General features: G+C 37.2%; 22 protein-coding genes. 2 read left to right on the plus strand and 20 right to left on the minus strand.

The annotated features are described in order from the left end of the window. Positions 1–26: 26 nt before the first annotated feature. The 15 genes from GA0061074_RS01500 to GA0061074_RS01570 form a co-directional block, all read right to left on the minus strand. On the minus strand, positions 27–3,398 hold the full coding sequence (locus GA0061074_RS01500) for a DNA polymerase III subunit alpha (protein ID WP_092461337.1): 3,372 nt from the start codon (positions 3,396–3,398) through the stop codon (positions 27–29). 117 nt (positions 3,399–3,515) lie between these two features. Next, positions 3,516–3,704 (minus strand): YjzD family protein, encoded by a 189-nt coding sequence (locus GA0061074_RS01505; RefSeq protein WP_092461338.1) that lies wholly within the window; start codon positions 3,702–3,704, stop codon positions 3,516–3,518. A gap of 89 nt (positions 3,705–3,793) precedes the next feature. Next, a complete protein-coding gene (locus GA0061074_RS01510; protein ID WP_092461339.1) occupies positions 3,794–4,291 on the minus strand; it encodes a dihydrofolate reductase in 498 nt (165 codons plus the stop codon). Between the two features lie 3 nt (positions 4,292–4,294). Beyond that, positions 4,295–6,196: an ABC-F family ATP-binding cassette domain-containing protein gene (locus tag GA0061074_RS01515; RefSeq protein WP_092461340.1), complete on the minus strand. Its 1,902-nt coding sequence runs from the start codon at positions 6,194–6,196 to the stop codon at positions 4,295–4,297. Between the two features lie 6 nt (positions 6,197–6,202). Beyond that, complete coding sequence (locus tag GA0061074_RS01520; protein WP_092461341.1) at positions 6,203–7,420, minus strand: CCA tRNA nucleotidyltransferase; 1,218 nt, start codon at positions 7,418–7,420, stop codon at positions 6,203–6,205. 87 nt (positions 7,421–7,507) lie between these two features. Beyond that, complete coding sequence (locus tag GA0061074_RS01525; protein WP_092461342.1) at positions 7,508–8,338, minus strand: MYG1 family protein; 831 nt, start codon at positions 8,336–8,338, stop codon at positions 7,508–7,510. Positions 8,339–8,446: 108 nt separating this feature from the next. Then, complete coding sequence (gene glmS / locus GA0061074_RS01530; RefSeq protein WP_092461343.1) at positions 8,447–10,267, minus strand: glutamine--fructose-6-phosphate transaminase (isomerizing); 1,821 nt, start codon at positions 10,265–10,267, stop codon at positions 8,447–8,449. Positions 10,268–10,792: 525 nt separating this feature from the next. Further along, positions 10,793–11,977: an ammonium transporter gene (locus GA0061074_RS01535; protein WP_092461469.1), complete on the minus strand. Its 1,185-nt coding sequence runs from the start codon at positions 11,975–11,977 to the stop codon at positions 10,793–10,795. Positions 11,978–12,168: 191 nt separating this feature from the next. After that, complete coding sequence (locus tag GA0061074_RS01540) at positions 12,169–13,281, minus strand: LCP family protein (protein ID WP_092461344.1); 1,113 nt, start codon at positions 13,279–13,281, stop codon at positions 12,169–12,171. A gap of 195 nt (positions 13,282–13,476) precedes the next feature. Next, complete coding sequence (gene frr / locus GA0061074_RS01545; protein WP_092461345.1) at positions 13,477–14,034, minus strand: ribosome recycling factor; 558 nt, start codon at positions 14,032–14,034, stop codon at positions 13,477–13,479. A gap of 4 nt (positions 14,035–14,038) precedes the next feature. Next, complete coding sequence (pyrH, locus tag GA0061074_RS01550) at positions 14,039–14,761, minus strand: UMP kinase (RefSeq protein ID WP_092461346.1); 723 nt, start codon at positions 14,759–14,761, stop codon at positions 14,039–14,041. Positions 14,762–14,782: 21 nt separating this feature from the next. Then, the gene (gene tsf / locus GA0061074_RS01555) at positions 14,783–15,664 is read right to left on the minus strand and encodes a translation elongation factor Ts (protein ID WP_092461347.1); all 882 of its coding nucleotides are present in this window, start codon (positions 15,662–15,664) and stop codon (positions 14,783–14,785) included. Between the two features lie 176 nt (positions 15,665–15,840). Further along, complete coding sequence (gene rpsB / locus GA0061074_RS01560; RefSeq protein WP_092461348.1) at positions 15,841–16,617, minus strand: 30S ribosomal protein S2; 777 nt, start codon at positions 16,615–16,617, stop codon at positions 15,841–15,843. A 154-nt stretch (positions 16,618–16,771) separates the two neighbouring features. Then, positions 16,772–17,050, minus strand: a complete 279-nt coding sequence (locus tag GA0061074_RS01565) for a GIY-YIG nuclease family protein (RefSeq protein ID WP_092461349.1) — start codon at positions 17,048–17,050, stop codon at positions 16,772–16,774. Further along, a complete protein-coding gene (locus GA0061074_RS01570; RefSeq protein WP_092461350.1) occupies positions 17,043–17,807 on the minus strand; it encodes a tRNA1(Val) (adenine(37)-N6)-methyltransferase in 765 nt (254 codons plus the stop codon). The genes GA0061074_RS01565 and GA0061074_RS01570 overlap by 8 nt, the downstream gene beginning before the upstream one ends. A 90-nt stretch (positions 17,808–17,897) precedes the next feature. Here GA0061074_RS01570 and GA0061074_RS01575 point away from each other — a divergent pair, with 90 nt between their 5' ends. Then, a complete protein-coding gene (locus GA0061074_RS01575) occupies positions 17,898–18,539 on the plus strand; it encodes a lysophospholipid acyltransferase family protein (RefSeq protein WP_092461351.1) in 642 nt (213 codons plus the stop codon). 129 nt (positions 18,540–18,668) lie between these two features. Here the strand turns inward: GA0061074_RS01575 and GA0061074_RS01580 are convergent, their stop codons facing one another. After that, positions 18,669–18,905 carry a YneF family protein gene (locus GA0061074_RS01580; protein ID WP_092461352.1) on the minus strand — a complete coding sequence of 79 codons (237 nt, stop codon included), beginning with the start codon at positions 18,903–18,905 and terminating at the stop codon, positions 18,669–18,671. 72 nt (positions 18,906–18,977) lie between these two features. Then, positions 18,978–19,232: a DUF896 domain-containing protein gene (locus GA0061074_RS01585; protein ID WP_092461353.1), complete on the minus strand. Its 255-nt coding sequence runs from the start codon at positions 19,230–19,232 to the stop codon at positions 18,978–18,980. Positions 19,233–19,374: 142 nt separating this feature from the next. Between GA0061074_RS01585 and lexA the strand changes: the two genes are divergently transcribed. Further along, complete coding sequence (gene lexA / locus GA0061074_RS01590; RefSeq protein ID WP_092461354.1) at positions 19,375–19,974, plus strand: transcriptional repressor LexA; 600 nt, start codon at positions 19,375–19,377, stop codon at positions 19,972–19,974. A 34-nt stretch (positions 19,975–20,008) separates the two neighbouring features. On the opposite strand, the gene GA0061074_RS01595 is transcribed toward lexA, so the two are convergent. Genes GA0061074_RS01595 through GA0061074_RS01605 form a run of 3 tightly spaced genes read right to left on the minus strand, consistent with a single transcriptional unit; the run spans position 20,009 to position 23,683 of the window. Then, positions 20,009–20,626 (minus strand): sugar O-acetyltransferase, encoded by a 618-nt coding sequence (locus tag GA0061074_RS01595; RefSeq protein ID WP_092461355.1) that lies wholly within the window; start codon positions 20,624–20,626, stop codon positions 20,009–20,011. 54 nt (positions 20,627–20,680) lie between these two features. Continuing rightward, positions 20,681–22,663, minus strand: a complete 1,983-nt coding sequence (locus GA0061074_RS01600) for an LTA synthase family protein (protein WP_092461356.1) — start codon at positions 22,661–22,663, stop codon at positions 20,681–20,683. Then, the gene (locus GA0061074_RS01605) at positions 22,664–23,683 is read right to left on the minus strand and encodes a hypothetical protein (RefSeq protein ID WP_092461357.1); all 1,020 of its coding nucleotides are present in this window, start codon (positions 23,681–23,683) and stop codon (positions 22,664–22,666) included. Positions 23,684–23,807: the final 124 nt, after the last annotated feature.

Consider the following 23,807-nt stretch of genomic DNA (forward strand, 5'->3'; position numbering starts at 1 on the left):
ATTTTGTTCATTTCTTTCATAATTTCTTAAGAATTACGTTTGAAAATCACATTATTCTCACCTAAAACACGTTGAATTGCTTGCACCGTATTTTGGTCATCAGCTAACCAGTTACGCTCATTTAAAGCAATTTTACGATTATCTCGCTCAAAAACTAGCAATACTGGGTTAACGCCTGGATGCTGTTGAAAAACATTGGCTAAGGTTTGAAGTGCACCGGCATCTTCTGCTGCGGTCATAATTCGTAAGTACCATTGACCAGTCGCCACAGGTTTTTGTGTTTGTAATTGCGCATTCGTTTTGAGTAAATCATCCCCGTCAACAATTTGGTTCGCAATCATTTGTAACGCATCACGACCTCGCTGTTGCTCAATTTTACCAGTTACAACTAATACTTTTTCATTAACTAATAAGTTACTAATTCTTTTAAATAGTACAGGGAAAATCGTAATTGACAAATTACCAGTCAAATCAATGCCGTCCACAAACGCCATTGGATCACCTTTTTTAGTCCGTATTTTTTTAACATTTTGAATATAAATAACGGTTGTTACATTATTCATACCCACCGTTAAATTAGCAATATCCGTTCGTTGCTGTGGTGCTACTGCAGCTAAATAAGGTTCAATCGGATGCCCACTGAGATATACCCCCAGTACATCATGTTCATAGGCTAACTTTTCTGTTAATGGAAATTCTTCAACTTCACGCATTTTAGGCGTTAACGTTTCAAACAACGACATTGACTCTCCTGCTAATCCGATAGCATCAATATATCCTTGTAGTGACCCCAATATTGTTTTCCGATTAACACCAAAATCATCTAATGCCCCTGCATAAACCAAAGGTTCTAAATGGGTGACGTTCCTATATTTGCTTGGTAAGCGACCAATCAAATTTGCTAAGTCTTTAAAGCGACCATTTTCCTGGCGCTCTTGTAGCAACGCCTCACGAAAATCACGACGTAACCCACTAATCGAAGCTAGGCCCATTTGTAATTCACCTTGTTTATTCGTGCTATAACCTTGCCACGAATCATTTATGTTTGGTCGTAAAATAACCACTTGCCTTAATTTCGCCTCTGAAATATAACGTCCGATTTTTTTACGATCAGCAATCGCATCATTTAAAACAGCTTTATAAAACGCTGCCGGGAAATGTGCTTTGATATATGCTAATTTAAAAGCAAGTTTGGAATATGCCACCGCATGAGAACGGTTAAATCCATACTCAGCAAATGTTTCGATATAACTAAACACTTGTTGCGCCACTTTTTCATCATGTTTTAAGGCAACCGCACCAGAAATAAACTTTGATTTCATTGCAGCAATCTTTTCATGATCTTTTTTTGACATCGCACGACGTAACAAATCAGCTTCGCCAAGTGAAAAACCTGCAAATTTTTCAGCAACACGCATCACTTGTTCTTGGTAAACAATAATGCCATATGTTGGTGCCAAAATATCCGCCATACTTTGATCAGGGACATCTTGTGCCTCTTCATGATGCTTACGTGCTACGAAATGAGAAATATTTTGCATTGGACCTGGTCTAAACAGCGCATTAGCCGCAACAATATCTTCAAAGCTATCCGGACGCATTTGTCGTAAGATATTTTTCATACCACCTGATTCAAATTGGAAAACACCATTTGTCAAGCCGTTTTGGAAAATTTTTAACGTTTTTTCATCATCTAATGGCACAGCCGAAATCTTAAAATTAGCATTTTCTGGTGTCTTTTGAATTTCTCGAATCGCAATATCTAAAATGTTTAAATTTGAAAGTGCTAGGAAATCCATCTTCAATAGACCTAAAGCTTCCACAGGGCCTTTAGGCAACTGTGTCACTAGCCGGCCATCTTCACCTAATTGCACAGGCATATGTTTAACCAATGGTTCTGCAGATAACACGACCCCCGCAGCATGTAACGATGCATTACGAGGTAATCCTTCAAGTTTTAAAGCCGTTTGATACAATAAATCACCATCTACAGGCAGATCCATCAATGCATTGCGAAATGGTAATGATGCATCATAAGACGCTTTCAAATTAGCCGTATCACGTGGCAATGTCTTAGCTAAATTATCAATTTGACTTGGATTTAAACCAAAAACACGTGCTACATCACGAACAACCGCACGCTGTGCCATTGTTGAAAACGTTATAATTTGTGCAACCCGTTCATGACCATAACGTTCATGTAAATAACTCAAAATTTCTTCACGTCGATTATCTGGAATATCGATATCAATATCGGGCATTTGATGACGTTCAGGATTCAAAAAACGCTCAAACAATAAATCATAAGCAATTGGGTCAACATCTGTAATCCATAATGCATATGCAACCAAAGAACCAGCAGCAGAACCACGTCCTGGGCCCGTACGAATCGCATGCTTATGTGCATAATTTAAAACATCCCAAACAATCAAAAAATAATCTGCAAAACCAAGTTCATTAATAATTTGTAACTCTTCATCTAGACGCTCTTCATACGGCGCTGGGTCTATATCCAAGTCATGCAAACGATTTTTAAGTCCGTCTTTTGCTAGCGTTGCTAAATAATCAGCAGACGATTGCTGTTGTGGTGTTTCAAAGCTAGGTACTGTCACTGCCGATTGCTCTAACTCAAATTCACTATGTTCTGCAATCCAGTCTGTATTTGCAATAGCTTGTTCTAAGTCAGCATTTTCATACGCATAAATCCAATCAGCTTCATCCCTTAGATAAGCTGTTGCTGGTTGTTTTTGCGCTAAGCTAATATTTGAAATAATTTCACCCTGCCCTAATTTTTGCATAACCTGTGCTGCAAATTGATCAGATGCATTAGCGTAATTCACACTATCATTAGCGACAATTCGTGTCTCAGTTTGCGTCGCAATCTCTTTAATAGCTTGCTGCATTGCGTGGCTCATTGTCGTTGAAACGCCTAAAAATACATTGTCTTTATTAATGACATTCGTTAACTGCTCAACTAATGTTATTGCACGATCAGGTTCAGTACCTAGTACAACCGAAAGTTCTCCAACACTTGGTAAAATAACATACAATCCCGTCAATTTATCTTGCAAATCAGCCAGTGTTATTTTTTCTTGTTGGGTGTTAATCATACTACTAATTTCCAAAAGATTATGATAACCCGTTTGATTAGCAACGATCAAAACCAATGGATATTCTTGTGAATTTTGTAAACCAACTATATTAATCGTTAATCCCAAAATTGGTTTAATATTTGCCTTTTTGGCAGCTTGATAAAAATCATACATACCATAAAGAACATTTTGATCAGTCATCGCTACAGCATGATAACCTTTTTCTTGTGCCGTCTTTATCAACTGTTGAGGGGTCATTGGGCTCCGCAACAAACTAAATGCCGTCATGGTTTGTAGTGGTACCATAATAGCCTCCTTTTTATCAATTGATTTATCTATTTTAACTTATTTTAATTATAGCGATTACAAATAAAAAAGACCACTGACGACAGTGATCTCCTGACATTAAAATGTTAGATGAATTTATTTATCTGCATGTGGTGCAGCTGACTTAGAAATCGCTACATAAGCGATTGTCCCAATCATTCCAATAACAACTGCAAACAAAGAAGTTGCCGTTGCATTATAAGTCGTGCTTTCTAGAGCACTACCAATGTAACCAATAATCTCACCTAAAACAAAGGTCCAAAAAAACGCTACAATATACTTCATTTCAACACCCCTTAGCGTATCGCCAAAATGTTTTACAAGGGCTATTTTACGCCCATTAGTTAAATTTGTCACAGATTAATTTAACACATTTAAAGACGTGTGTACTTTACCAGTTGCCAAGCATAGTCATTACTATCATCTGCAGGTCCCTTATCAAGGGTTTCAGCTTGCCAGACAGTTTGGTCAACTGGTGCCATTTTGACATCCCCAGTAAAATCAGTTTGCAAATAGGTCACATATAAAGCATCAGCAATATCCAAAAAGCTGTCATAAATCGCTTTTCCACCGATAACCTGTAATTTTAGTCCATTTTCATCTGCAAGCTTCTCTGCCTCTGCTACTGAGTAGACTTTTTGAAAGCCCTCTGGGACTGTTAGCGTCTCATCATGCGTTAAAACAACATTTAATCGATCAGGCAATGGTCGACCATGCATACTTTTCATCGTATTACGTCCCATCAACGCTAATTCATTAATCGTTTCTTGTTTAAAGAAATGTAAATCAGCCTTTTGGTGCCATGGTACTTGTCCATTCAGTGCAATCGTACCATCAAGTGTTTGTGCCCAAATTAAATTTTTTTCAGCCATATACTATGCACCACCTTCTACACGTTCAGATAATTCTTCCCAACGTAACATCTTAGCTTCTAATGCTTCATTTGTACTATCAAGTTCTTTTTGTAGATCGCCTAATTTCGTAAAATCATCCCCCTGAGTTGTCATGTCGGTTTCAATTTCACTAATTTTGGTTTCCAACGCTGCCATATCGTCTTCAATGGTTTCCCATTCTTTTTGCTCTGACCAAGTTAGCTTTTTCTTCTTTGGTGCAGGCGATATAGTCGTCGTTGTTTGTGGAGAATCAATAGCCTTTGCTTCTTTTTTATTGAGTGTTGGCGCACCATATTCATCTAAGTAATCACTGAAACGACCATTGTAACTAGTAACAGCCCCTTCACCCTTAAATATCCAAAGTTTATCAGCCACTTTATCCAAGAAATAACGATCGTGAGAAACTGTAATAACCGTCCCAGCAAATGACTGTAAATAATCCTCTAAGACCGTTAGCGTACCAATATCTAAATCATTAGTTGGCTCATCCAATAGCAAAACATTTGGTTGCTGAATCAATAATTTTAATAAGTACAACCGGCGCTTTTCACCACCTGATAATTGTCGAATTAATGTACCATGCATAAATGGTGGGAATAAAAACTGTTCCAACAATTCAGCAGCTGAGACACGATTACCATCGCGATCAACCACTTCTTCGGCCACATCACTCAAGTATGCAATAACTCGTTTATCTTCCGGAATCGGTTCTGTAATTTGCGTATAATAAGCCATTTTAACGGTTTCACCAATCTCAACAACACCACTATCTAATGGTTGTTGACCAGCAATTACATTTAACAAAGTTGACTTACCAGAACCATTTGGTCCAGTAATCCCAATTCGTTCATTTCCTTGAACTAATTCACTGAAATCATCTAAAATAGTCAGCTTATCAAAGGCCAAACTAGCATTTTGAATATTGATAACTTTTTTACCCAAACGTGTCTGTCCCAAATTAACAGCAACTTCACCCTCAACCTGGCGCGTCCCTTGTTTTGCTTCCAAATCAGCAAACGCATTTTCGCGAGCCTTTTGTTTTGTTGAGCGAGCTTTAGCACCAGCATGCATCCACGCTAATTCTTTTTTATACAACTGAGCTGACTTGTGTTCTGCAACGGCTTCAGATGCAACACGTTCTGCCTTAGCAGTAACATATTTTTCATAATTACCATGGTATTCATATAATTTACCAAATGATAATTCAAAAATACGATTTGTAACACTATCTAAGAAATAACGATCATGAGTTACCGTCATAACAGCACCCTTATAACTGGCAAGATATTTCTCTAACCAGGCGATTGAATCAAAATCTAAATGATTAGTTGGCTCATCTAACAACAATAAATCTGGTGCTTGGATCAACACTTGTGCCAAACCAACACGCTTGCGCTGACCACCAGATAATGCAGCAATTGGCAAGTCTAAATTAGGCAAATGTAGTTGTGACAAGATATTTTTCACTTCAGATTCGGCCAACCATGCATCTTGTTGTGTCATCTGTTGTTCTAGTTTTGTATAACGTGACAATAATTTATCATCAGTTGGATTTTCAGAATAAGCTGCCAAAGCGGCTTGATAGTCCCGGATTAATTGAAAAACTGGTTGGGCACCACTAAAAATAGCATCCAATACTTTTTTATCTTCATCTAAATCGGGATCTTGTTGTAGGTATCCAATCGTGTAATCATTAGGTGTCTCAATTGTTCCACCATCGGCTGGAACAATTTGTGAAACAGCATTAAGCAACGTCGTTTTACCGGTACCATTAACCCCAACAATTCCAACACGATCACCCGTCTCAATTAAAAATGACACTTTATCAAGTAACGTTTTTTCACCATAAACACTATGCAGGTCTACTGCCCGTAATTGCTTCATTGTAACTTAATTCTTCTCTTTCTGTGCATATTCAATAGCTGCCTTTAATAGCATCTCTTTTTCATTAGGTACTTGACCCATTACAACTTGATACTCTAAATGAGACAGAATTTTACCAAATAGAGGTCCTGGAGCCAAATGTAATTCTTTGACTAATTCACCACCATTAATTGCTAATTCTTTTTTATCTTTAATCGGTAGCGCCTGATAACGTGCAGACAATTTATCAACGTCAGCGTGCAACTCACTAAGTTCAATCACTGCCAGCGTGGTTGTAATTGCTTTTTTAGTTTGGTACAACTCCCAATCATCGACATCACTAGCTCTTAGTTTATTCATTAATGTTACAGCTGCTTTAGCAACCTGTACCATATCATTAGGTTGCTTCCAAGCTTTCAAAAAATCACCTGCTGCTTTTGGATTGAATCCTAATTCAAAAGCTAACAGCGTCCAAGCTTCATTGTCAGTTTTGGGTTGAGCCACTTGCAATAATAGTGCCAACGCAGCCAAATCGCGTTCACCGTTAACTAACATTGGCATGTAATTATTCAAACCACTTTTAATAAGTTCAACCATACCATAACTTGCCGCACTACCTTGCATTAACTTCGTAAACTCAACATTAATACGTTCAACGGCAATATTAGCTAATAAGGGTGCATTATCAGATATCGCAGCCCGTGTATCTTCATCAATCTTAAAATCTAATTGTGCCGCAAAACGAACAGCACGCATCATCCGTAGCGCATCTTCATGGAAGCGTTCCTCTGCCTTACCAACCGCCCGTAATACTTTATTATTCAGATCATCAACACCACCAAATAAATCAATGATTTCACCCGATTTAGTTAGAGCTAACACATTAACTGTAAAATCACGTCGCTTCAAATCTTCAGATAACGAGCGTACAAAAGTTACCTCATCTGGGCGTCGAAAATCCGTGTACGTTGATTCTGTTCTAAACGTTGTCGTTTCATACCCGGTACCATGGTCTAAAATCATCACTGTACCGTGTTCAATTCCAGTATCAACAGTTCGTTTAAAAATTTTTTTAATTTCTTCAGGATAGGCCGAAGTTGCAATATCAACATCATGAATTGGCTTATTTAATAATGTATCTCTTACCGATCCACCGACAAAATATGCTTCATACCCAGCAGCTTCGATTGTTTCCAAAATTGGTAACGCATCCCTAAACTCTGTTGGCATTGTACTAATTTTCATATTTAGCCTCCTCGATTTTTTACTATAGTTAGTATAACAGACAAAGTGGTCTAAAAAGTTATTGACTTTAAATTAATGAATATTCTTTTAATTACAATTGCCGTCAATTAGCATCATTGCTAACTCTAATGCATGCTCTTTAGTATCCACAACTCCCATAAATCCAGTACGATGTATAAATGTAATCCATGGTTTCTCAATCTGTGGAATAGGTTGCTTTACCTCAAAGCTACCATGACTCACAGGAACTCCCTGAATCATCCAATTACCATCTTTTCTGGGCATGACAACAAAACGTAAATTATCAAATTGTTCTGCATAATCTTTCCATGGTCCAGATACAGGTAACAACAATAATTCATCAGTTATAAATGTTGCATTTTCAATAACTTCCTTTTCGGCAATTAACTTGGCAACTGTTTTTTGCACCCGGTTTTCTAGAATTCCCTTTGCAAAAGCAACTGCTTTTTTAAAGCTTACCATTTCGTTATCTTCGTCATAAAAATCATTAATTGCATCTGAAATTGTAAATGATGGACTTTGATACTCTGAAACACCATTATCCAATGCATCAACACCAATAATGAAACTCTTCTCAACATGCTTTTTAGTATTAGCAATCATGTCAGAACCCATATCCGGAACAATCTTCTCTAAATATTGTTCAGCAAATGATTGCCAAATCAAACCAAAGGCTGCCATGGGCACGCCATTTTCATGTTTTCTTTGGTCATCAATGCCATGATGATCAAACTCTCCACCACCCACGTCATAGACAAAATTATGTTCATCGGTTGTTACCTGTTCTTCACGCGTACGCACAAGTGGCAATTCTGGAAATAAACGTGTCAAAACGACACTAGCAAAAACATCATCTGCATGAAACTTACCATTATGTGTAACTAACTGTTGGTACATTTTATTTGGCCTCCAAATTATCTGTAATCTTTACATTCTATTTTACACGTGATTGCTTAATAAAAAAAACGTTGATTTGTTCAAAACAAATCAACGTTAATATGTGACTTATTGTACTGTAACTGACTTTGCCAAGTTACGAGGATGATCAACATCCAAGCCACGACCAAGTGATGTGTAGTAAGCCAACAATTGCGCTGGTACAACACTTACCAATGGTGTCAATAATTCATTAATATCAGGTAAGATGAGATCATCTTCAGGTTTAGCAATTGACTTTGTTACAATCGTAAACGTCTTTGAACCACGAGCTTCAGTCTCAGCCAAATTACCACGTACCAAACCAGCCAAACTTGGTTGCGTCATAATGGCAATCACTGGCGTATCCTTTTCAATTAAAGCTAAAGTTCCGTGCTTCAATTCACCTGCAGCAAATCCTTCTGTTTGGACATATGAAACTTCTTTTAGCTTCAAAGCATCTTCTAGAACAACGGCTGAATCTACACCACGGCCGATATAGAAAGCATTTGGTGATGGCACTAGCATGTCATTAGCAACCTTTTGCAACGCATCCTTATTATCAATAATACCTTGGATTGCAATGGCAATTTTTGAAAGTTCTTGTTCCAAATCAAGATCCAATTGTTCACGATCAGCTAAAGCATATGCCAAAATAGCTTGCAACGTAATCTGTGCGATATAAGCTTTTGTTGAAGCTACCGCGATTTCAGGACCAGCAATCAATGGTAATGCATAGGTTGCTTCGCGCCACAAAGTTGATTTCTCAACATTAGTTAGGGTTAATGATTTGTAACCTAGTTCATTAATGTTTTGTAACACTTCGCGTGAATCAGCCGTCTCACCTGATTGTGATAGGAAAATAAAGAATGGCTTTTCTGATAACAATGGTTGATCATGTGCAAATTCTGATGATACGTGAACTTCGGTTGGAATACCTGCCCAACGTTCAAACATCCGTGCACCGACTAAACCAGCATTATATGATGTACCCGCAGCTACGATGTACAAACGATCAGCGGCTTTAATATCCTTAATAATACCTTCACCAATTTGTGGCTCTTTATTTTGTGGTAAATAACGTGTAATTAAATTACGCAAAACAATCGGTTGCTCATCAATCTCTTTTAACATATAAAATGGGTACGTACCCTTATCAGTTTCTGTTGCATCAATATCTAAGTGGAATGCATCACGTGTAATGGCTGCGCCATTTTCATCAAACAATTGCACCTCATCCGGGTCAACAATTGCAATTTCACCATCATGTAACTCAATAAAGTCATGTGTCTGGTCTAACATAGCAACAGCATCAGATGTCACCACGTTAAAGTCCTTACCAACGCCAATTAGCAATGGTGACTTTTGCTTAGCCACATACATACGCTCTGGTTCTTCACGATCCATCAACAAGAAACCATAGGCTGAATTAGCATCCATCAATGAAATTAGCTTCTTAAGTGCGTCCACCGTAGTAGACCCTTCCTTAACAAACTTATCAATCATTTGAACAGCCACTTCAGTATCAGTATCTGATTCAAAATGTACGTCTGTTAAGTAGGTTTGCTTTAACTCTGCATAGTTCTCAATCACACCATTGTGAACTAAGTAAAAGCGACCATCACTTGACATATGTGGATGAGCATTTGCAACGGAAGGCACACCATGTGTTGCCCAACGCGTATGTGCAATACCTGCAGTTCCTTTAACGTCCTTTGATGCCACCAATTTCGCCAATTCTGACACACGACCGTTTTCTTTAACCAATTGATCAGTTCCGTCTGCTTCATCAGCAACATATAATCCAGCAGAATCATAGCCACGATACTCTAATTTTTGTAGCCCCTTTAACAAAACAGGTGCTGATTGATAATTATTACTACCAGTAAATCCAACGATTCCACAAAACATAATTTTCTCCTTAGCAACTTAAATCCAATTGATTCATCAAATGGTATAGTCTTTTATAGACTGTTAATTTTTATTTTTATATCACAAAGACTATTATCACGCGCCAATGTTTAATGGTCAATAATTTTTTCGAACTAAATAATCATTTTGGTATAAATTGGTATAGTTTATTAGCTGCATAACCCACCTAGCACTAAAGGCACTTTTATTCAAATAAAAAAGAGTTAGCCCTAATAGAACTAACTCCAGAAATATTAACTTTCGGTGACCAAAAGTGATCAAACCTTTATCTAATCATCGCTTAACTGCGAGCATTTGAATGCTTACAATCGTTGTGGCGGCGCTTAACATCCATGCTTTTATATGCACGAACAGCGCGATCAACTTTCTTGTTCAACATATTCATTCCAAACATAAGATTGCCCCCTTTTATAAATTTATTCAGAATGTAAAGAATTGCTTTACATTCCTGTAATATTTAACCGTTGATTCATACTAACGCACTTACCTTAAAATGTCAATAAATTATATATTAATTTCACCGTGCAGGTCATAATCTAGGCCTTTTTCTTCAACAGCTTCATCAACACGCAATGGTGTTATCAACGCAATAACTTTTGTAATAATAATTGTCATTACTGCAGCTAACACAATGGTTACAACAATTGCACCGACCTGTGTCCCCATTAATTGCCAACTTACTGATTGACCGGCTAATGCTTTTGATGCAAATAAACCAGTTAAGATACCACCCATAACACCACCAACACCGTGTAGTCCAAATGCATCAAGCGTATCATCGTAACCCAAGCGATTCTTTAGAACATTTGTTGCAAAGTAAGCACCAATTGCAACGATAATACCTGTTCCCATCGCACCAGCAGGCTGTACAAATCCTGCACCAGGCGTGATTGCGACTAAACCAGCAACTCCACCTGACATTGCTCCTGAAACACGTACACGTTTGAAAATAACCATATCCATGATTACCCACGTCAACATTGCAAAAGCAGCAGCAATACTTGTGTTTGTAAAGGCAACTATAGCGATACCATCTGCAGCAAGTGCAGACCCGGCATTAAAACCAAACCAACCGAACCATAATAAGCCACCACCCACAACAGTTGCAATTAGATTTGTTTCATTTAGAAATTGTACCTTACGTCTTTTACCAATTAATAATGCTAATACCAATCCTGAAACACCTGAAGAAATATGAACCACATCACCACCAGCAAAGTCTAGTGCACCGTGTGCAGCTATAATACCATCCCCCCAAACCATATGAGCAAGTGGAATGTATACCAACAGCATCCAAGCAAATAAGAACAAAATAAAAGCTTTAAAATTCATACGACCGACTACTGATCCAGCAATAATAGACATTGTAATCATAGGAAACATACCTTGGAATAAGGCAAACAAGCCATCCGGGATACTCAATCCTCTTGTACTCTTGGTCATTGAAACGTTATGCAAAAAAGCAGCATCTAAATTACCAATAACTGGTCCTGAACCACTAAATGTCAACGAATACCCAACTGTAAACCATACAACGCCACCAACTGCCACTGCAATCATAACCATTGCCAATGTGTTAACAGTCGTTTTGGTCTGTGACAATCCACCATAAAACAATGCCAATCCTGGGACCATCAACCAAACCAGCCCTGCACTAATCAATATCCACGCTATATCTGCTCCACTCATCATTCACACCTACGCTTTCTTCCTCAAATAACTTAACACCAGTATAAGCACATGCATTAAAAACGTAACAAAATATGTCAGCAATAGTGACATGTAGTGGTATAGACTAATCATTGATTTAACCTTAATTACTACAAAAAACCGAAGGTATCCACAATAGATACCTTCGGTAAAATCATAAATATTTTAAATTAATTTGTAGGAACACCAATTGAGTTCATTGTTGCGGTAGATACATCACCACCATACAATGGTCCTGCTTGAGCTGGCTTTAGTCCCAATGACTTACGCAAAACATTAGTAGCACGTTGTTGCTCATCACTTGAAACAACCTCAGTTGATCCTGAAGACAAACTGTAACCATCACCTTGAATGTGATCATTTTTAACACTACCAGCTGCTCCGGCATACTTACGAGCAAGCGTAATCATATCACCATATGTCAAATCTGTTTGTGTTGAAGAAGAAATTGAATTTAAGAATCCTGAATCCAATAATTTCGTTGGGTTATTTTCAGCGGCCTTAATAATTCCTTGCAACACTAGACGTTGACGATTCTGACGACCATAGTCACCCTTTGGATCATCATAACGCATACGTGAAAATGCTAAGGCAGCCTCACCAGTCATACTTGTATAAGTTTTACCGTTATGTGAGTAAGTACTTGAACCCTTAGTAAAGCTATATAAGTTACCACCAGTTGCATGCGCCGTATCAGGGTTGAAATCAAATGTTAGTGGTGAATTTACCTTAATACCACCAACCTTATCAACAACCTTTTCCATACCACCCATGTTAACCAACGCATAATAATCAATTGGCACGTTTAACCACTTTTGGACTGTTTTAATAGTTGATTCAGCTGATCCATATGAGTAGGCAGCGTTAATTTTTTGTGGGAATGTATCTTCATGCCCAACAATCGAAACTAATGTGTCACGAGGAATTGACATGATCGTCGTCTTATCCTTTTTAGGATTAATTGTTACTAACATGATTGAATCAGTACGTCCCTTATAGTGACGATTTAATTCACCAGTATCAGTTCCCAATAACAAAATTGAGACTGGTCGACCAGATTTAATAACACTTGAAACGTCACGCGCCTTCTTCATCGTAGGTTCTACGTATGACTTATCAATTGCTCCCTTAGTTTGCATGTAAGCATATCCAAACAAACCAGCAACAACCAAAATTATTACCAACAATAAACTTAAAATAGTATTACGTACCTTATGTGATTTTTTAGGACCCTTATGCTTATCACCACGGTTACTACGTGATACTTGTTGCTCGTCATTCATGAGCTTTTCCTCCTATATAATGATTACCATACCTTTTTATGCCATTAAAAATAAACGTAATAAAACGCACGATAATTAATACCTATAGAACATTATACACAAATAAGTTCATAAATAATTGCTAAACTTGTGAAAATAAAAAAAGAATTGCGAACTTTAAACGTTCGCAATTCTTTTTGAAAATATTTAACCAAATTAAATGGTTAATAATTCTTTTTCTTTTTCAGCACCGATTGCATCAATATTCTTAATTGCAGCATCCGTTGCTTTTTGAATATCATCTTCAACATCGTGCGCTTCATCTTCAGACAAGTCACTGTTCTTTAAAGCCTTTTTAGCTTCGTCCATCGCATCACGACGAACGTTACGAACAGCAACTTTAGCGTTTTCTAATTCACCCTTAACTTCTTTAGCCAAATCTTTACGTGTCTCTTCTGTTAATGCTGGAATAACCAAACGAATAACTGAGCCATCATTAGCTGGTGTTAAGCCTAAATCAGATGCAAAAATAGCCTGTTCAATACCTTTAAGTGCTGACTTATCAAAAGGTGTAATCAATAGCACACGTGCTTCTGGCACAGTGACTGATGCCAATTGATTCAAAGGTGTTTGTGCACCATAGTATTCTGCAGTAATATTACGCAAAATTGATGGGTTTGCAACACCCGCACGAATATTTCCCAATTCACGCTTTAAAGCATCACCTGCTTTACTCATACGCGTTTTTGCTGATTCAACAATTGCATTGGCCATAATACTAATTTACCTCCACGGTTGTTCCAATATTTTCACCCAAGGCAACACGCTTAATGTTACCTGCTGTGTTCATATTAAAAATTACTAAATTGATATCATTATCCATAGATAGTGTTGAAGCGGTTGAATCCATAACCTTCAAACCTTTATCAATAATGTCTTTATGTGTTAACTTTTCAAACATTGTTGCATTTGGATTCTTACGAGGATCATCGCTGTAAACACCATCAACACCATTTTTAGCCATTAGAATAGCCTCAGCATTAATCTCAGCTGCACGCAAAGCAGCAGTGGTATCAGTTGAGAAATATGGTGAACCTGTACCAGCACCAAAAATTACAACGCGTCCCTTTTCCAAGTGACGTACTGCCTTACGACGAACATATGGCTCAGCAACTTGACGCATTTCAATAGCAGTTTGTACGCGTGTTGGAACATCGTGTGATTCAAGTGCATCTTGCAATGCTAATGCATTCATGGTGGTACCTAACATACCAACATAATCAGCTTGTGCACGTTCCATACCTAACTTCGCACCAGCTTCACCACGCCATAAATTACCACCGCCAACAACGATTGCAATTTCAACACCTAGTTCATAAACTTCCTTGATTTCCGCTGCGATATTGTTAACTGTTTCTGGGTCAATCCCATAACCACGTTCACCAGATAATGCTTCACCTGATAACTTTAACAATACTCGTTTGTACTTTACATCTGCCATTCTTTAATCGCCTCGGCCTTCTTATTCGCCCATTTGTGCTGCAACTTCAGCAGCGAAATCGTTTTCAGCCTTTTCGATTCCTTCACCCACTTCGTAACGAACGAATGAAACAACCTTGCTGTCATTGCTTTCAACATACTTTGCAACAGTTTCCTTACCATCACCCTTAACGAATGGTTGGTCAACCAATGCAATTTCAGCCAAGAACTTGTGCAAACGTCCTTCAACCATCTTTTCCTTGATGTTGTCAGGCTTACCTGCTAAGTCTTCTGACTTCAATTGAACTTCCTTTTCGTGATCCAACACTTCAGCTGGTACTTCTTCAGCAGAAACATACTTAGGTGCAATAGCTGCAACGTGCATTGCAACATCCTTTGCAACAGTTTCATCAGAACCGTCCAACAAAACAAGTGATGAAATACGACCACCCATGTGTGAGTAAGTTCCAAATACTTGTCCTTCTGCCTTTTCAACAACTGCAAAACGACGTAGTGTAATCTTCTCACCAGTAATTTGTGTTGTGTGAACAATCATATCGTTCAAAGTTTCATCTTCAGATACTTTCAATGCCAAAGCTTCTTCAACGTTAGCTGGTGCAAATTCAATAATTGCATTAGCAACAGCATGTAGCAATTCGTTAAATTCTGCGTTACCAGCAACGAAATCAGTTTGTGAATTCAATTCGATGATAGCAGCTTTGTTATCCTTTGAAGCAACGTAAGTCATTCCTTCAGCGGCAACAGCATCAGCCTTCTTAGCGGCTTTTGCCATTCCCTTTTCACGCAAAGCATCAATTGCCTTGTCCATATCACCTTCAGTTTGAACCAATGCCTTCTTGGCATCCATCATACCAACACCGGTCTTCTCACGTAACTCTTTAACTTGTGAAGCAGTAATAGCCATTTTTATGGTCTCCTTGTATATGCTAAATCTTATCTAACCCAGTATACACGAAAATAAACTGTTTTTCTATATACTTAGCTAGATATCTAATACCATTTTACATGAGTTTTGCTCATAGCGCAAAAAAAGCTTACGCCCAATTAGGCATAAGCTTTTTTATATCTTGCAAAGTAGAATTAGTTCTTCTTACCTTCAACAAGATCAGTCAATTCTTCGATTGAAGCTGGCTTGTCACCTTCGGCAGCAAAATCAGCTTCTTCAACAGAATCTTCACCTTGGTTACCTTCAATAATAGCATCAGCCATCTTTGAAGTAATCAAACGTACGGCACGGATTGCATCATCGTTTGATGGAATCTTAACGTCAATTTGATCAGGGTCAGCATTAGTGTCAACCATAGCCACGATAGGAATGTTCAACTTGTGTGCTTCTTGCACAGCCAATTGTTCCTTGTGAGGATCAACGATGAACATCAAATCAGGGATCTTAGGCATATCTGCGATACCACCCAAGAACTTGTCCAACTTTTCACGTTGCTTGATTAACAATGAAACTTCCTTCTTTGGCAAACGGTCAAAAGTACCGTCTTCTTCCATTGCGCGCAATTCCTTTAGACGAGCAATACGTGCTTGGATAGTCTTCCAGTTAGTCAAAGTTCCACCTAACCAACGGTGGTTAACGTAGAACATGTTTGCACGAGTTGCTTCTTCAGCAATTGAATCTTGTGCTTGCTTCTTAGTACCAACGAACAATACCGTTGCACCATCAGCAGCTGCATCACGAACATAGTTGTATGCTTGATCAACCAACTTAACTGTTTTTTGCAAATCGATAATGTAAATGCCGTTACGTTCCGTAAAGATGTAATCTGACATCTTTGGGTTCCAACGACGAGTTTGGTGTCCGAAGTGTACACCAGCTTCAAGTAATTGCTTCATTGAGATTACTGACATGAGTATCTGCCTCCAAATGTTTTTTCCACCTAGCCTCGCATGTAGCCTGGCGACCCGTAAAAGGGGCACCCGTCAAACTATTGAGGACTAGTGAGTATTTTTGGTATAAAACCAATTACTAACTATACGCATTATTGTGACAAATGTCAATGAATTAATCCATAAACTCAGCAACTTGATGTTCTCGTAAAAACTTTTCTTTCTGTGGTCTCGTTAATTGTTTAAACATTGCCTCAGCATGCAATGCATCATGTTTTGTTGTAAAAGCTTCAGCATAAACTAATTGCAAGGGATGCCGCTTAGCAGGACGCGTAAATTTAGCGCCCTTTCCTGCCTCATGTGTTGCTAAGCGACGACCAACGTCATCAGTAAAACCACAGTACAACATGTTATCAGCCGTTAACAGTACATACATATAATAAGGTTTACTCATGTTGCTGACGCCCCTCATAAATGGACCATACTTCATCAGTATAAGTATCATCTGCATTATGTGTTATTATCGGCGGCAATATTTTAGCACCTGTCAATTTACCATCTTTAATGGCATCAATTAATAACACATTAGCTGGTTCACCCGCTTTAGGATAAACAAATTGAATACGCTTTGGTGCTAAATGATTTTTTTGCAAGGTAGCCAAAATTTCAAACAATCGATCAGGCCGATGCACCATATAAAAATGTGCTTTATTTTTTAATAATTTTTTCGCTGTATATGTAACAAGCTCCAAATCAGCCATTATTTCATGGCGGGCAATTGCATAATGTTCATTCTCATGAATAATCGTATTTTCATTATCAACTGAAAAATATGGTGGATTGGAAACAACCATATCGGCTGATCCAGGTCGAATATCATCAAAAACATTGCGCATATCAGCATTTATAATGCTAATCTTATCAGTTAAATCATTCATCATAACTGAGCGTTTCGCCATATCTGCAAGTCGTTCTTGAATTTCGACACCAACAATCTTACCCGTAACTTTGTGAGCCATAAAGAGTGCAACTGCCCCATTTCCCGTGCCTAAATCAACAGTCAAACCACGCCCCCTTTTACGAGGCTCAGCAAAATTAGCTAATAATACTGCATCCAGTGAAAAAGAGAATACACTTTTGCTTTGAATAATATGAACATCATCGTTGTACAACATATCAACACGTTCATCAGGTAACAGTTCAATTTTCATAAAAATTAACTCCTTGTTTCATAATTGTTTGCCAAAAACGCTATTTTTGTGGGATAATAAAGCGTTATTATTAGGGAGGATGAACAAAATATGTTCTATTCATTCATGCGTTATTTTGCTGCAGGAATTGTCTGGCTAATTAATGGTCGTTATAAACTACTTGGCACAGAAAAATTACCTAAAGGCAACTACATTTTAGTAGGTCCACATCGTACTTGGTGGGAACCAGTTTTCTTTGCACTGGCAGGTTGGCCACATAAATTTAGTTTCATGGCCAAGAAGGAGCTTTTCAAAAACCCCATCCTAGGTTGGATTTTGATTCATGCTAACGCCTTTTCAGTTGACCGTAAGCACCCTGGACCCTCAGCCATTAAGACACCTGTTCGAAATCTTAAAAAGACTGATTTAAGTCTAATTATGTTTCCATCAGGCAGTCGGCACTCTGAACAAATGAAGGGTGGTGCATTGATGATTGCTAAATTATCAGGTGCACCTTTAGTCCCAATTGTTTATCAAGGACCTGTCCGCTTCTCTAACTTATTTAAACGTAGCAACGTAACAATGGCTTTCGGTGACCCAATTTACATTGATAAACGAACAAAGCTTAACGAAGAATCTACCGCCGAATTTGGCGACACTCTTCAAGATACGTTTGATAAATTAGATAAAGAAATTGATCCAGACTGGGTTTATGTAGATCCTAAACCAAAAAAAGAAAAACAAAATAACTAAATGTGATACATTTTCACATAAAAAGGTAAAATCATTCTAAACGAATGCTTTTACCTTTTTTTTATTTACTTACATAAATCGAACCTAATAAAAAAGTTGAGTTGTTGTCAACTCAACTTTTTAACCAAACTATTTCTTCTTTGAAGAAGTTTGAGCTTGATTTTTCATTTGTGCCATCATTTGGTTCAAACGCTTTTGTGAAGGCTTTTGTCCCATTGATGTCATCATTGATTTCATCATTTCTTCTGAAATTGGCGGATTATTCTTGATGTACGTCTCCATTGAGCGACGTGCAATAAAGAAACCAGCGACAGCGCCAAGTATCGCAGCAAGAATGACAATAAAAATCCAAATTGTTGTGTTCATCTTATTACTCCAAAAATATATTCAAGTATTATTATAGCGAACTATGCGCCTTTTTACCAGATACTATAAATCTTAATTATCACGAAGGCCCTTTTCACGTTGAATTTTCTTTACTTTTTCTGGCGTAACTTCATTACCATCATCGTCATAAACTTGAAGCATTTCTACTTGCGAACGGAAAGACTTTCTAAAATTATCCAAAAACTCAGCTCGTAATTCAGCTCGTTCTGCAATTTCTTCTTCTGTTAATCCTTCTGCGGTTTTTGCCTTAGCAGCCAATTCGTTAATGCGTGTACGAACAGCCATCATGTGTTCTGTTTCAGCCATGTCCATTCCCACCTTTTCCTTGAAGTTAATGCTACTATTTTAACATAAATTGCAGTTTTCATTACATAATTAATTATATAACTACCAACAAATACATTATTTAGCGTAAAATAACTATTGATAATAAAAGGAGCCCTTGATTATGCCTAATAAATCTACCAAACAATTAGATATTTTGAAGTTTATTTATGAAAAGCAACAACAACGTGGTTATCCACCTACTGTCCGTGAAATTGGGGATGGCGTTGGCCTAGCTTCTTCTTCAACTGTTCATGGTCACTTAACCAGATTACAAAATAAAGGTTTTATTCAAAAAAAAGCGGAAAAGACGCGTGCTATTACAGTTACAAACGCTGGCCTTCAAGCTCTTAAACAAGCTGACGTCATTATGTCGAATAGTACACCTACCCCCAAGATTGATACTCCTGAAGATATATTAACTTCTATAAACGATCAAACTGTTATATTGCAACATCATAGTAATACAATGATTAATATCGGTATTTTAAACCACGATTTTTTATTAATTCAAACAGATGCTACTATTATTGATGGTTCAATTGTTGCCGTAAAATTAGATAAAAATAACGATGGTGAGCTCCAAAACGATGTCTATCGTTACTTTAAAGAAGGTAATCAAATTCGTTTACAACCAGAAAATAGTAACCTTAAACCAATCATTGCCGATAATGTCAATATTATTGGTAAAGTTATCGGTATTTATCGAAATGAAATCAATTAAAAATGAGTGATGCTGTACGGCATCACTCATTTTCTTATTTATCACGATTATCGTAATAATCTTTTTCTTGTTGTTCCCAATTCAACTTATCTGCCGCCGTGATTTCACGCATCACCTTAGCCGGGTTACCGACAGCAACCGTATTAGCTGGAATATCCTTAACAACAACAGCGCCACCACCAATTACGGCATTATCACCAATGGTTACACCTGGTCCAACGAACACATTAGCACCAATCCAAACATTATTCCCAATAGTAATTGGTTTACCGTATTCTAAGCCACGCACTCGCACACCGGCATCAATTGGGTGACCAGCTGTAATTAAGCTAACACGCGGTCCAATCATAACATTATTTCCAATGTGGACCTCACACGTATCCAAAATTGTTAGTCCCGTATTCCCGTAAAAGGTATCTCCAATATAGATATTTTTACCATAATCAATATACAAATCAGGCTCAATATAGCTATCTTTACCGATTTTCCCCATTAAATCTTCTAATAGTTCTTGTACTTGCTCTTCATCTTCATGCGCCGTTTGATTATACAGTGCTACAAGTCTTTTACAAGCTTTACGAGCTGCAATTAATTCCTTATCATCTGACTTATATAACTTACCAGACAACATAATTTCACGTTCTGTTTTCATTGAATCCCCCCTGAATCATACAAATATAATCACTACTTTATCATACTAATTATATTATTGCTTATCAGTAAAATCATCATCTAGATAATGTTCACCAGCAGTAATATCATATTGCACCAATTTAAATTCATGTAGTAACTTTTTTTGTTTTGCAGTTAAATCTTTAGTTTTTAACTTTTTCCCATCTCTGTCCACAAATGTATTACGCGTGTAATTTGCCAACGCTGGTAATTCATCAACAAACTTGGTTTGTAACGCGAAAAATGGTGTTACTTTACTATTCGTTGCTTTAAGCGCTAACGTTGGGAAATCACTTGGCGATGCATATGGCCGAGCATCATGTTTTAATGATGTCTTATTTGCCTTACGAGCTGCCGCATTCTGATAAATAAAGTAATCCGTTTCATGGCTTTTTTTCATTTGCTTATCTTGATCCACAAATGTGAATACAACTGGCCAATGATCACCATAAAAAACCATTGTAATAGGACGTTTAATGTTTTCAATTTTATCAATTAACTTTTTAGTTGCTAAGTCAGTTTGATGAACACCTGTAATATAAGTTTCAACCTGATCCTTAGTTGCATCCGAAACAGCTGGTTCCCTCATTTTATAAGGACTGTTTGGATATTCCTTAGCTGAGTATGGCAAATGATTTTGCATGGTCATCAACTGCAGAAACTGAGACTTTTTATTTGTAGCGTTATCAACTTTATCTAATAAAAACTTATAAGCATTTTCATCAGCCGGGTATTCTGCATTAGCTGATAATTTACCCGTGTATTTATCCGGATACTTATACGTTAATCCATCGGTTGTATAGAATTTTTGAATCCCCATATCTTTATAGGCATCACGGCGATTGTAAAACATACCAGCATACGGATGTAATACCTCTCGCTGATCAAATAAGCTTGGTAAGATTGGGTTCTTGTGCGCAAATGGTACAACTTGGGTATATGGTACCGCCATTTCTGGTGCAAAAGTTGCCAAAGGCAATCCAGCAATTGTCATATACTCAATGTTGGCTGTCCCGCCTCCATAGCCTGATGATAGCATTTTACCTGAAATCGTTGCTTTATCTTTAATAGCATTAATGTTTTTATAGACATCCGGACCCTTATATGACAAATTTGGTACATCATCAGGATTAGTTAACGATTCACTCAAAATAGAAATAACCGTTTGACCCTTTAAATTATCCTGTCTAGTTTCATTTAGCTTATCTGCATATTGCGTATACTTTTTTTGTAAATGCGCCATCTCCTTAGCAGAATAACCATCAGGCTCGCGCATGATAACACTGGAAATATTTGATACAAATGTCATAATTGGTCCATTGACCATTGCATCATCAACACCAATTTTATTTCGCCATTGATAACCAAAATGATTTAGAATCGCTCTATTTTGGTCAGCATTCACCACAAATGGTGTTGCCAACATCAAAAAGGTAACAAGCAACACAACCAAACGACTGCCTGCCTGTTTAAACATCATGCTTTGCACTGATTCAGAAAATTTTCCCACTTTTTTACGGCGAATATACAATTCTAAAGCAACTGCAAGAATGAGTAACACAACAATACCCACAACAGCTGTCACTAAGAGGTCTTTGTCAACCATTTTAGTCAACCCACTCACAGCCGTTACTTCTGACATATCACTAAAAATAATAGGCTCATTACGTGTCTTCATCTTCATATATTCAGCTACAACAGCTACGATTGCCAATAATGAATATATTGCAATACCTACAAACAGATGATTAACTAAGACCACTATAAAGATAAATAGCGTTAAGCAGGCAAGTATTGAATACAGTACTTGCGAACGCATCATATACTGACGTACAAAGTCTAACGCAACTGGTATATCAGTCGATTGATAATTTAATCGTCCCCACACTTGAAAATGCATAGAAAACTGCAACCAAAAAACCGTCACGATACTTAAAACTAAACCGATAATCAGCAATTTCATCCAGCCATTAAAAGAAGGACCATTAAATTCAGATTTTTTAAAAATTTTCTTCATTTAATTCGTCCCCTTCTTTTCCCAATAACTGACACCTTTAATAACTATCCATTTAATAATGATAATAATAAATAACACAGCTAAAGACGCAATTACAAAATCAAGCCATTCAATTGCAATCAAATTATTCAGATAATGTTTTATTGGTACTATCATTGTTATATAACCTAGAACTACAAAATCAACGTACCAATATTTTCCTAATTTAATTAGCCAATCTGAAAAGCGAGATAACCGTTTGTTAATGTACCAAACAATTGATAACATCGCTTCGAGCATAATCATAGCCGCAACTGTGCCTATAATCCAATGATTAATCAATGCTACCGTTAGCTCATATGATCCATTGTGTGCCATCACCCAACTAATAATAGCACCAGCCAAAACAGTTGCTCGTGCTGGTTGCCACGCTTTTTCCTCATCATTAAAATAGTAACCTAGCAACATGAACGGTTGTGCTACCAACCCCGATGTAAATGACCATGGTAATTGCACTATACTTGATAGATAAAAGCCACCATACGTGAGTAATGCAACAAATACAATTTGGAGAAACAATGGTTTAATTTTAATTACTAAAGTTGTAATAATTGTGCCCCAAAATAAAGCCAACAAAATCCAACTTAACCCAATACCTGTTTCAAATTGCCAAAGTAATGTTGCGCCTGGCCAACCATTACCGTACAGCATTGCTTTTACACCCACTCGAATTGCTTGAAATGGTTGCATAAACAGTGATGTTAACCCAAACTTCTGTATGATCTTACTACTACCAATTAAAAGAATACTAATTAAAAAATACGGTACTAAATACCTTAATATCGATTGCTTAATTATCTGCATAAATTTTTGATTAATCTTAATTGCATATCCTGCAATAAAAAACACAGCTGGCCAAGTAATCCAGGTTAGAAAACGATACCAGACCATATTTTGTTCTTTATCAATCATTTGCATCATAATCAACAGTATAATTACAAATCCCGTTAAAACATTAACAGTTTTTCTTCTGCTATCCATTATTTCTGATTCCACCCAATCTTACAAAATAAAAATGTTAATTATGTATTATTAAATCAATTTTTTTGAAAAAACATACTTATTATATTACCATTTTTAATTAATAAAACACAAACTAACGCCT

This window comes from Weissella bombi (assembly GCF_900094835.1).
In the GTDB taxonomy this organism is placed as follows: domain Bacteria; phylum Bacillota; class Bacilli; order Lactobacillales; family Lactobacillaceae; genus Weissella; species Weissella bombi.

Coding starts and splice junctions, on each gene's coding strand:
- GA0061074_RS01605 (WP_092461357.1), bottom strand. CDS start 23,683: ATGGATAGCAGAAGAAAAACTGTTAATGTTTTAACGGGATTTGTAATT.
- GA0061074_RS01575 (WP_092461351.1), top strand. CDS start 17,898: ATGTTCTATTCATTCATGCGTTATTTTGCTGCAGGAATTGTCTGGCTA.
- GA0061074_RS01565 (WP_092461349.1), bottom strand. CDS start 17,050: ATGAGTAAACCTTATTATATGTATGTACTGTTAACGGCTGATAACATG.
- GA0061074_RS01580 (WP_092461352.1), bottom strand. CDS start 18,905: ATGAACACAACAATTTGGATTTTTATTGTCATTCTTGCTGCGATACTT.
- GA0061074_RS01535 (WP_092461469.1), bottom strand. CDS start 11,977: ATGAGTGGAGCAGATATAGCGTGGATATTGATTAGTGCAGGGCTGGTT.
- GA0061074_RS01515 (WP_092461340.1), bottom strand. CDS start 6,196: ATGAAGCAATTACGGGCAGTAGACCTGCATAGTGTTTATGGTGAAAAA.
- rpsB (WP_092461348.1), bottom strand. CDS start 16,617: ATGTCAGTAATCTCAATGAAGCAATTACTTGAAGCTGGTGTACACTTC.
- GA0061074_RS01540 (WP_092461344.1), bottom strand. CDS start 13,281: ATGAATGACGAGCAACAAGTATCACGTAGTAACCGTGGTGATAAGCAT.
- GA0061074_RS01600 (WP_092461356.1), bottom strand. CDS start 22,663: ATGAAGAAAATTTTTAAAAAATCTGAATTTAATGGTCCTTCTTTTAAT.
- GA0061074_RS01505 (WP_092461338.1), bottom strand. CDS start 3,704: ATGAAGTATATTGTAGCGTTTTTTTGGACCTTTGTTTTAGGTGAGATT.
- GA0061074_RS01595 (WP_092461355.1), bottom strand. CDS start 20,626: ATGAAAACAGAACGTGAAATTATGTTGTCTGGTAAGTTATATAAGTCA.
- GA0061074_RS01585 (WP_092461353.1), bottom strand. CDS start 19,232: ATGGCTGAAACAGAACACATGATGGCTGTTCGTACACGCATTAACGAA.
- GA0061074_RS01500 (WP_092461337.1), bottom strand. CDS start 3,398: ATGGTACCACTACAAACCATGACGGCATTTAGTTTGTTGCGGAGCCCA.
- GA0061074_RS01525 (WP_092461342.1), bottom strand. CDS start 8,338: ATGTACCAACAGTTAGTTACACATAATGGTAAGTTTCATGCAGATGAT.
- lexA (WP_092461354.1), top strand. CDS start 19,375: ATGCCTAATAAATCTACCAAACAATTAGATATTTTGAAGTTTATTTAT.
- GA0061074_RS01570 (WP_092461350.1), bottom strand. CDS start 17,807: ATGAAAATTGAACTGTTACCTGATGAACGTGTTGATATGTTGTACAAC.
- GA0061074_RS01510 (WP_092461339.1), bottom strand. CDS start 4,291: ATGGCTGAAAAAAATTTAATTTGGGCACAAACACTTGATGGTACGATT.
- tsf (WP_092461347.1), bottom strand. CDS start 15,664: ATGGCTATTACTGCTTCACAAGTTAAAGAGTTACGTGAGAAGACCGGT.
- GA0061074_RS01520 (WP_092461341.1), bottom strand. CDS start 7,420: ATGAAAATTAGTACAATGCCAACAGAGTTTAGGGATGCGTTACCAATT.
- frr (WP_092461345.1), bottom strand. CDS start 14,034: ATGGCCAATGCAATTGTTGAATCAGCAAAAACGCGTATGAGTAAAGCA.
- pyrH (WP_092461346.1), bottom strand. CDS start 14,761: ATGGCAGATGTAAAGTACAAACGAGTATTGTTAAAGTTATCAGGTGAA.
- glmS (WP_092461343.1), bottom strand. CDS start 10,267: ATGTTTTGTGGAATCGTTGGATTTACTGGTAGTAATAATTATCAATCA.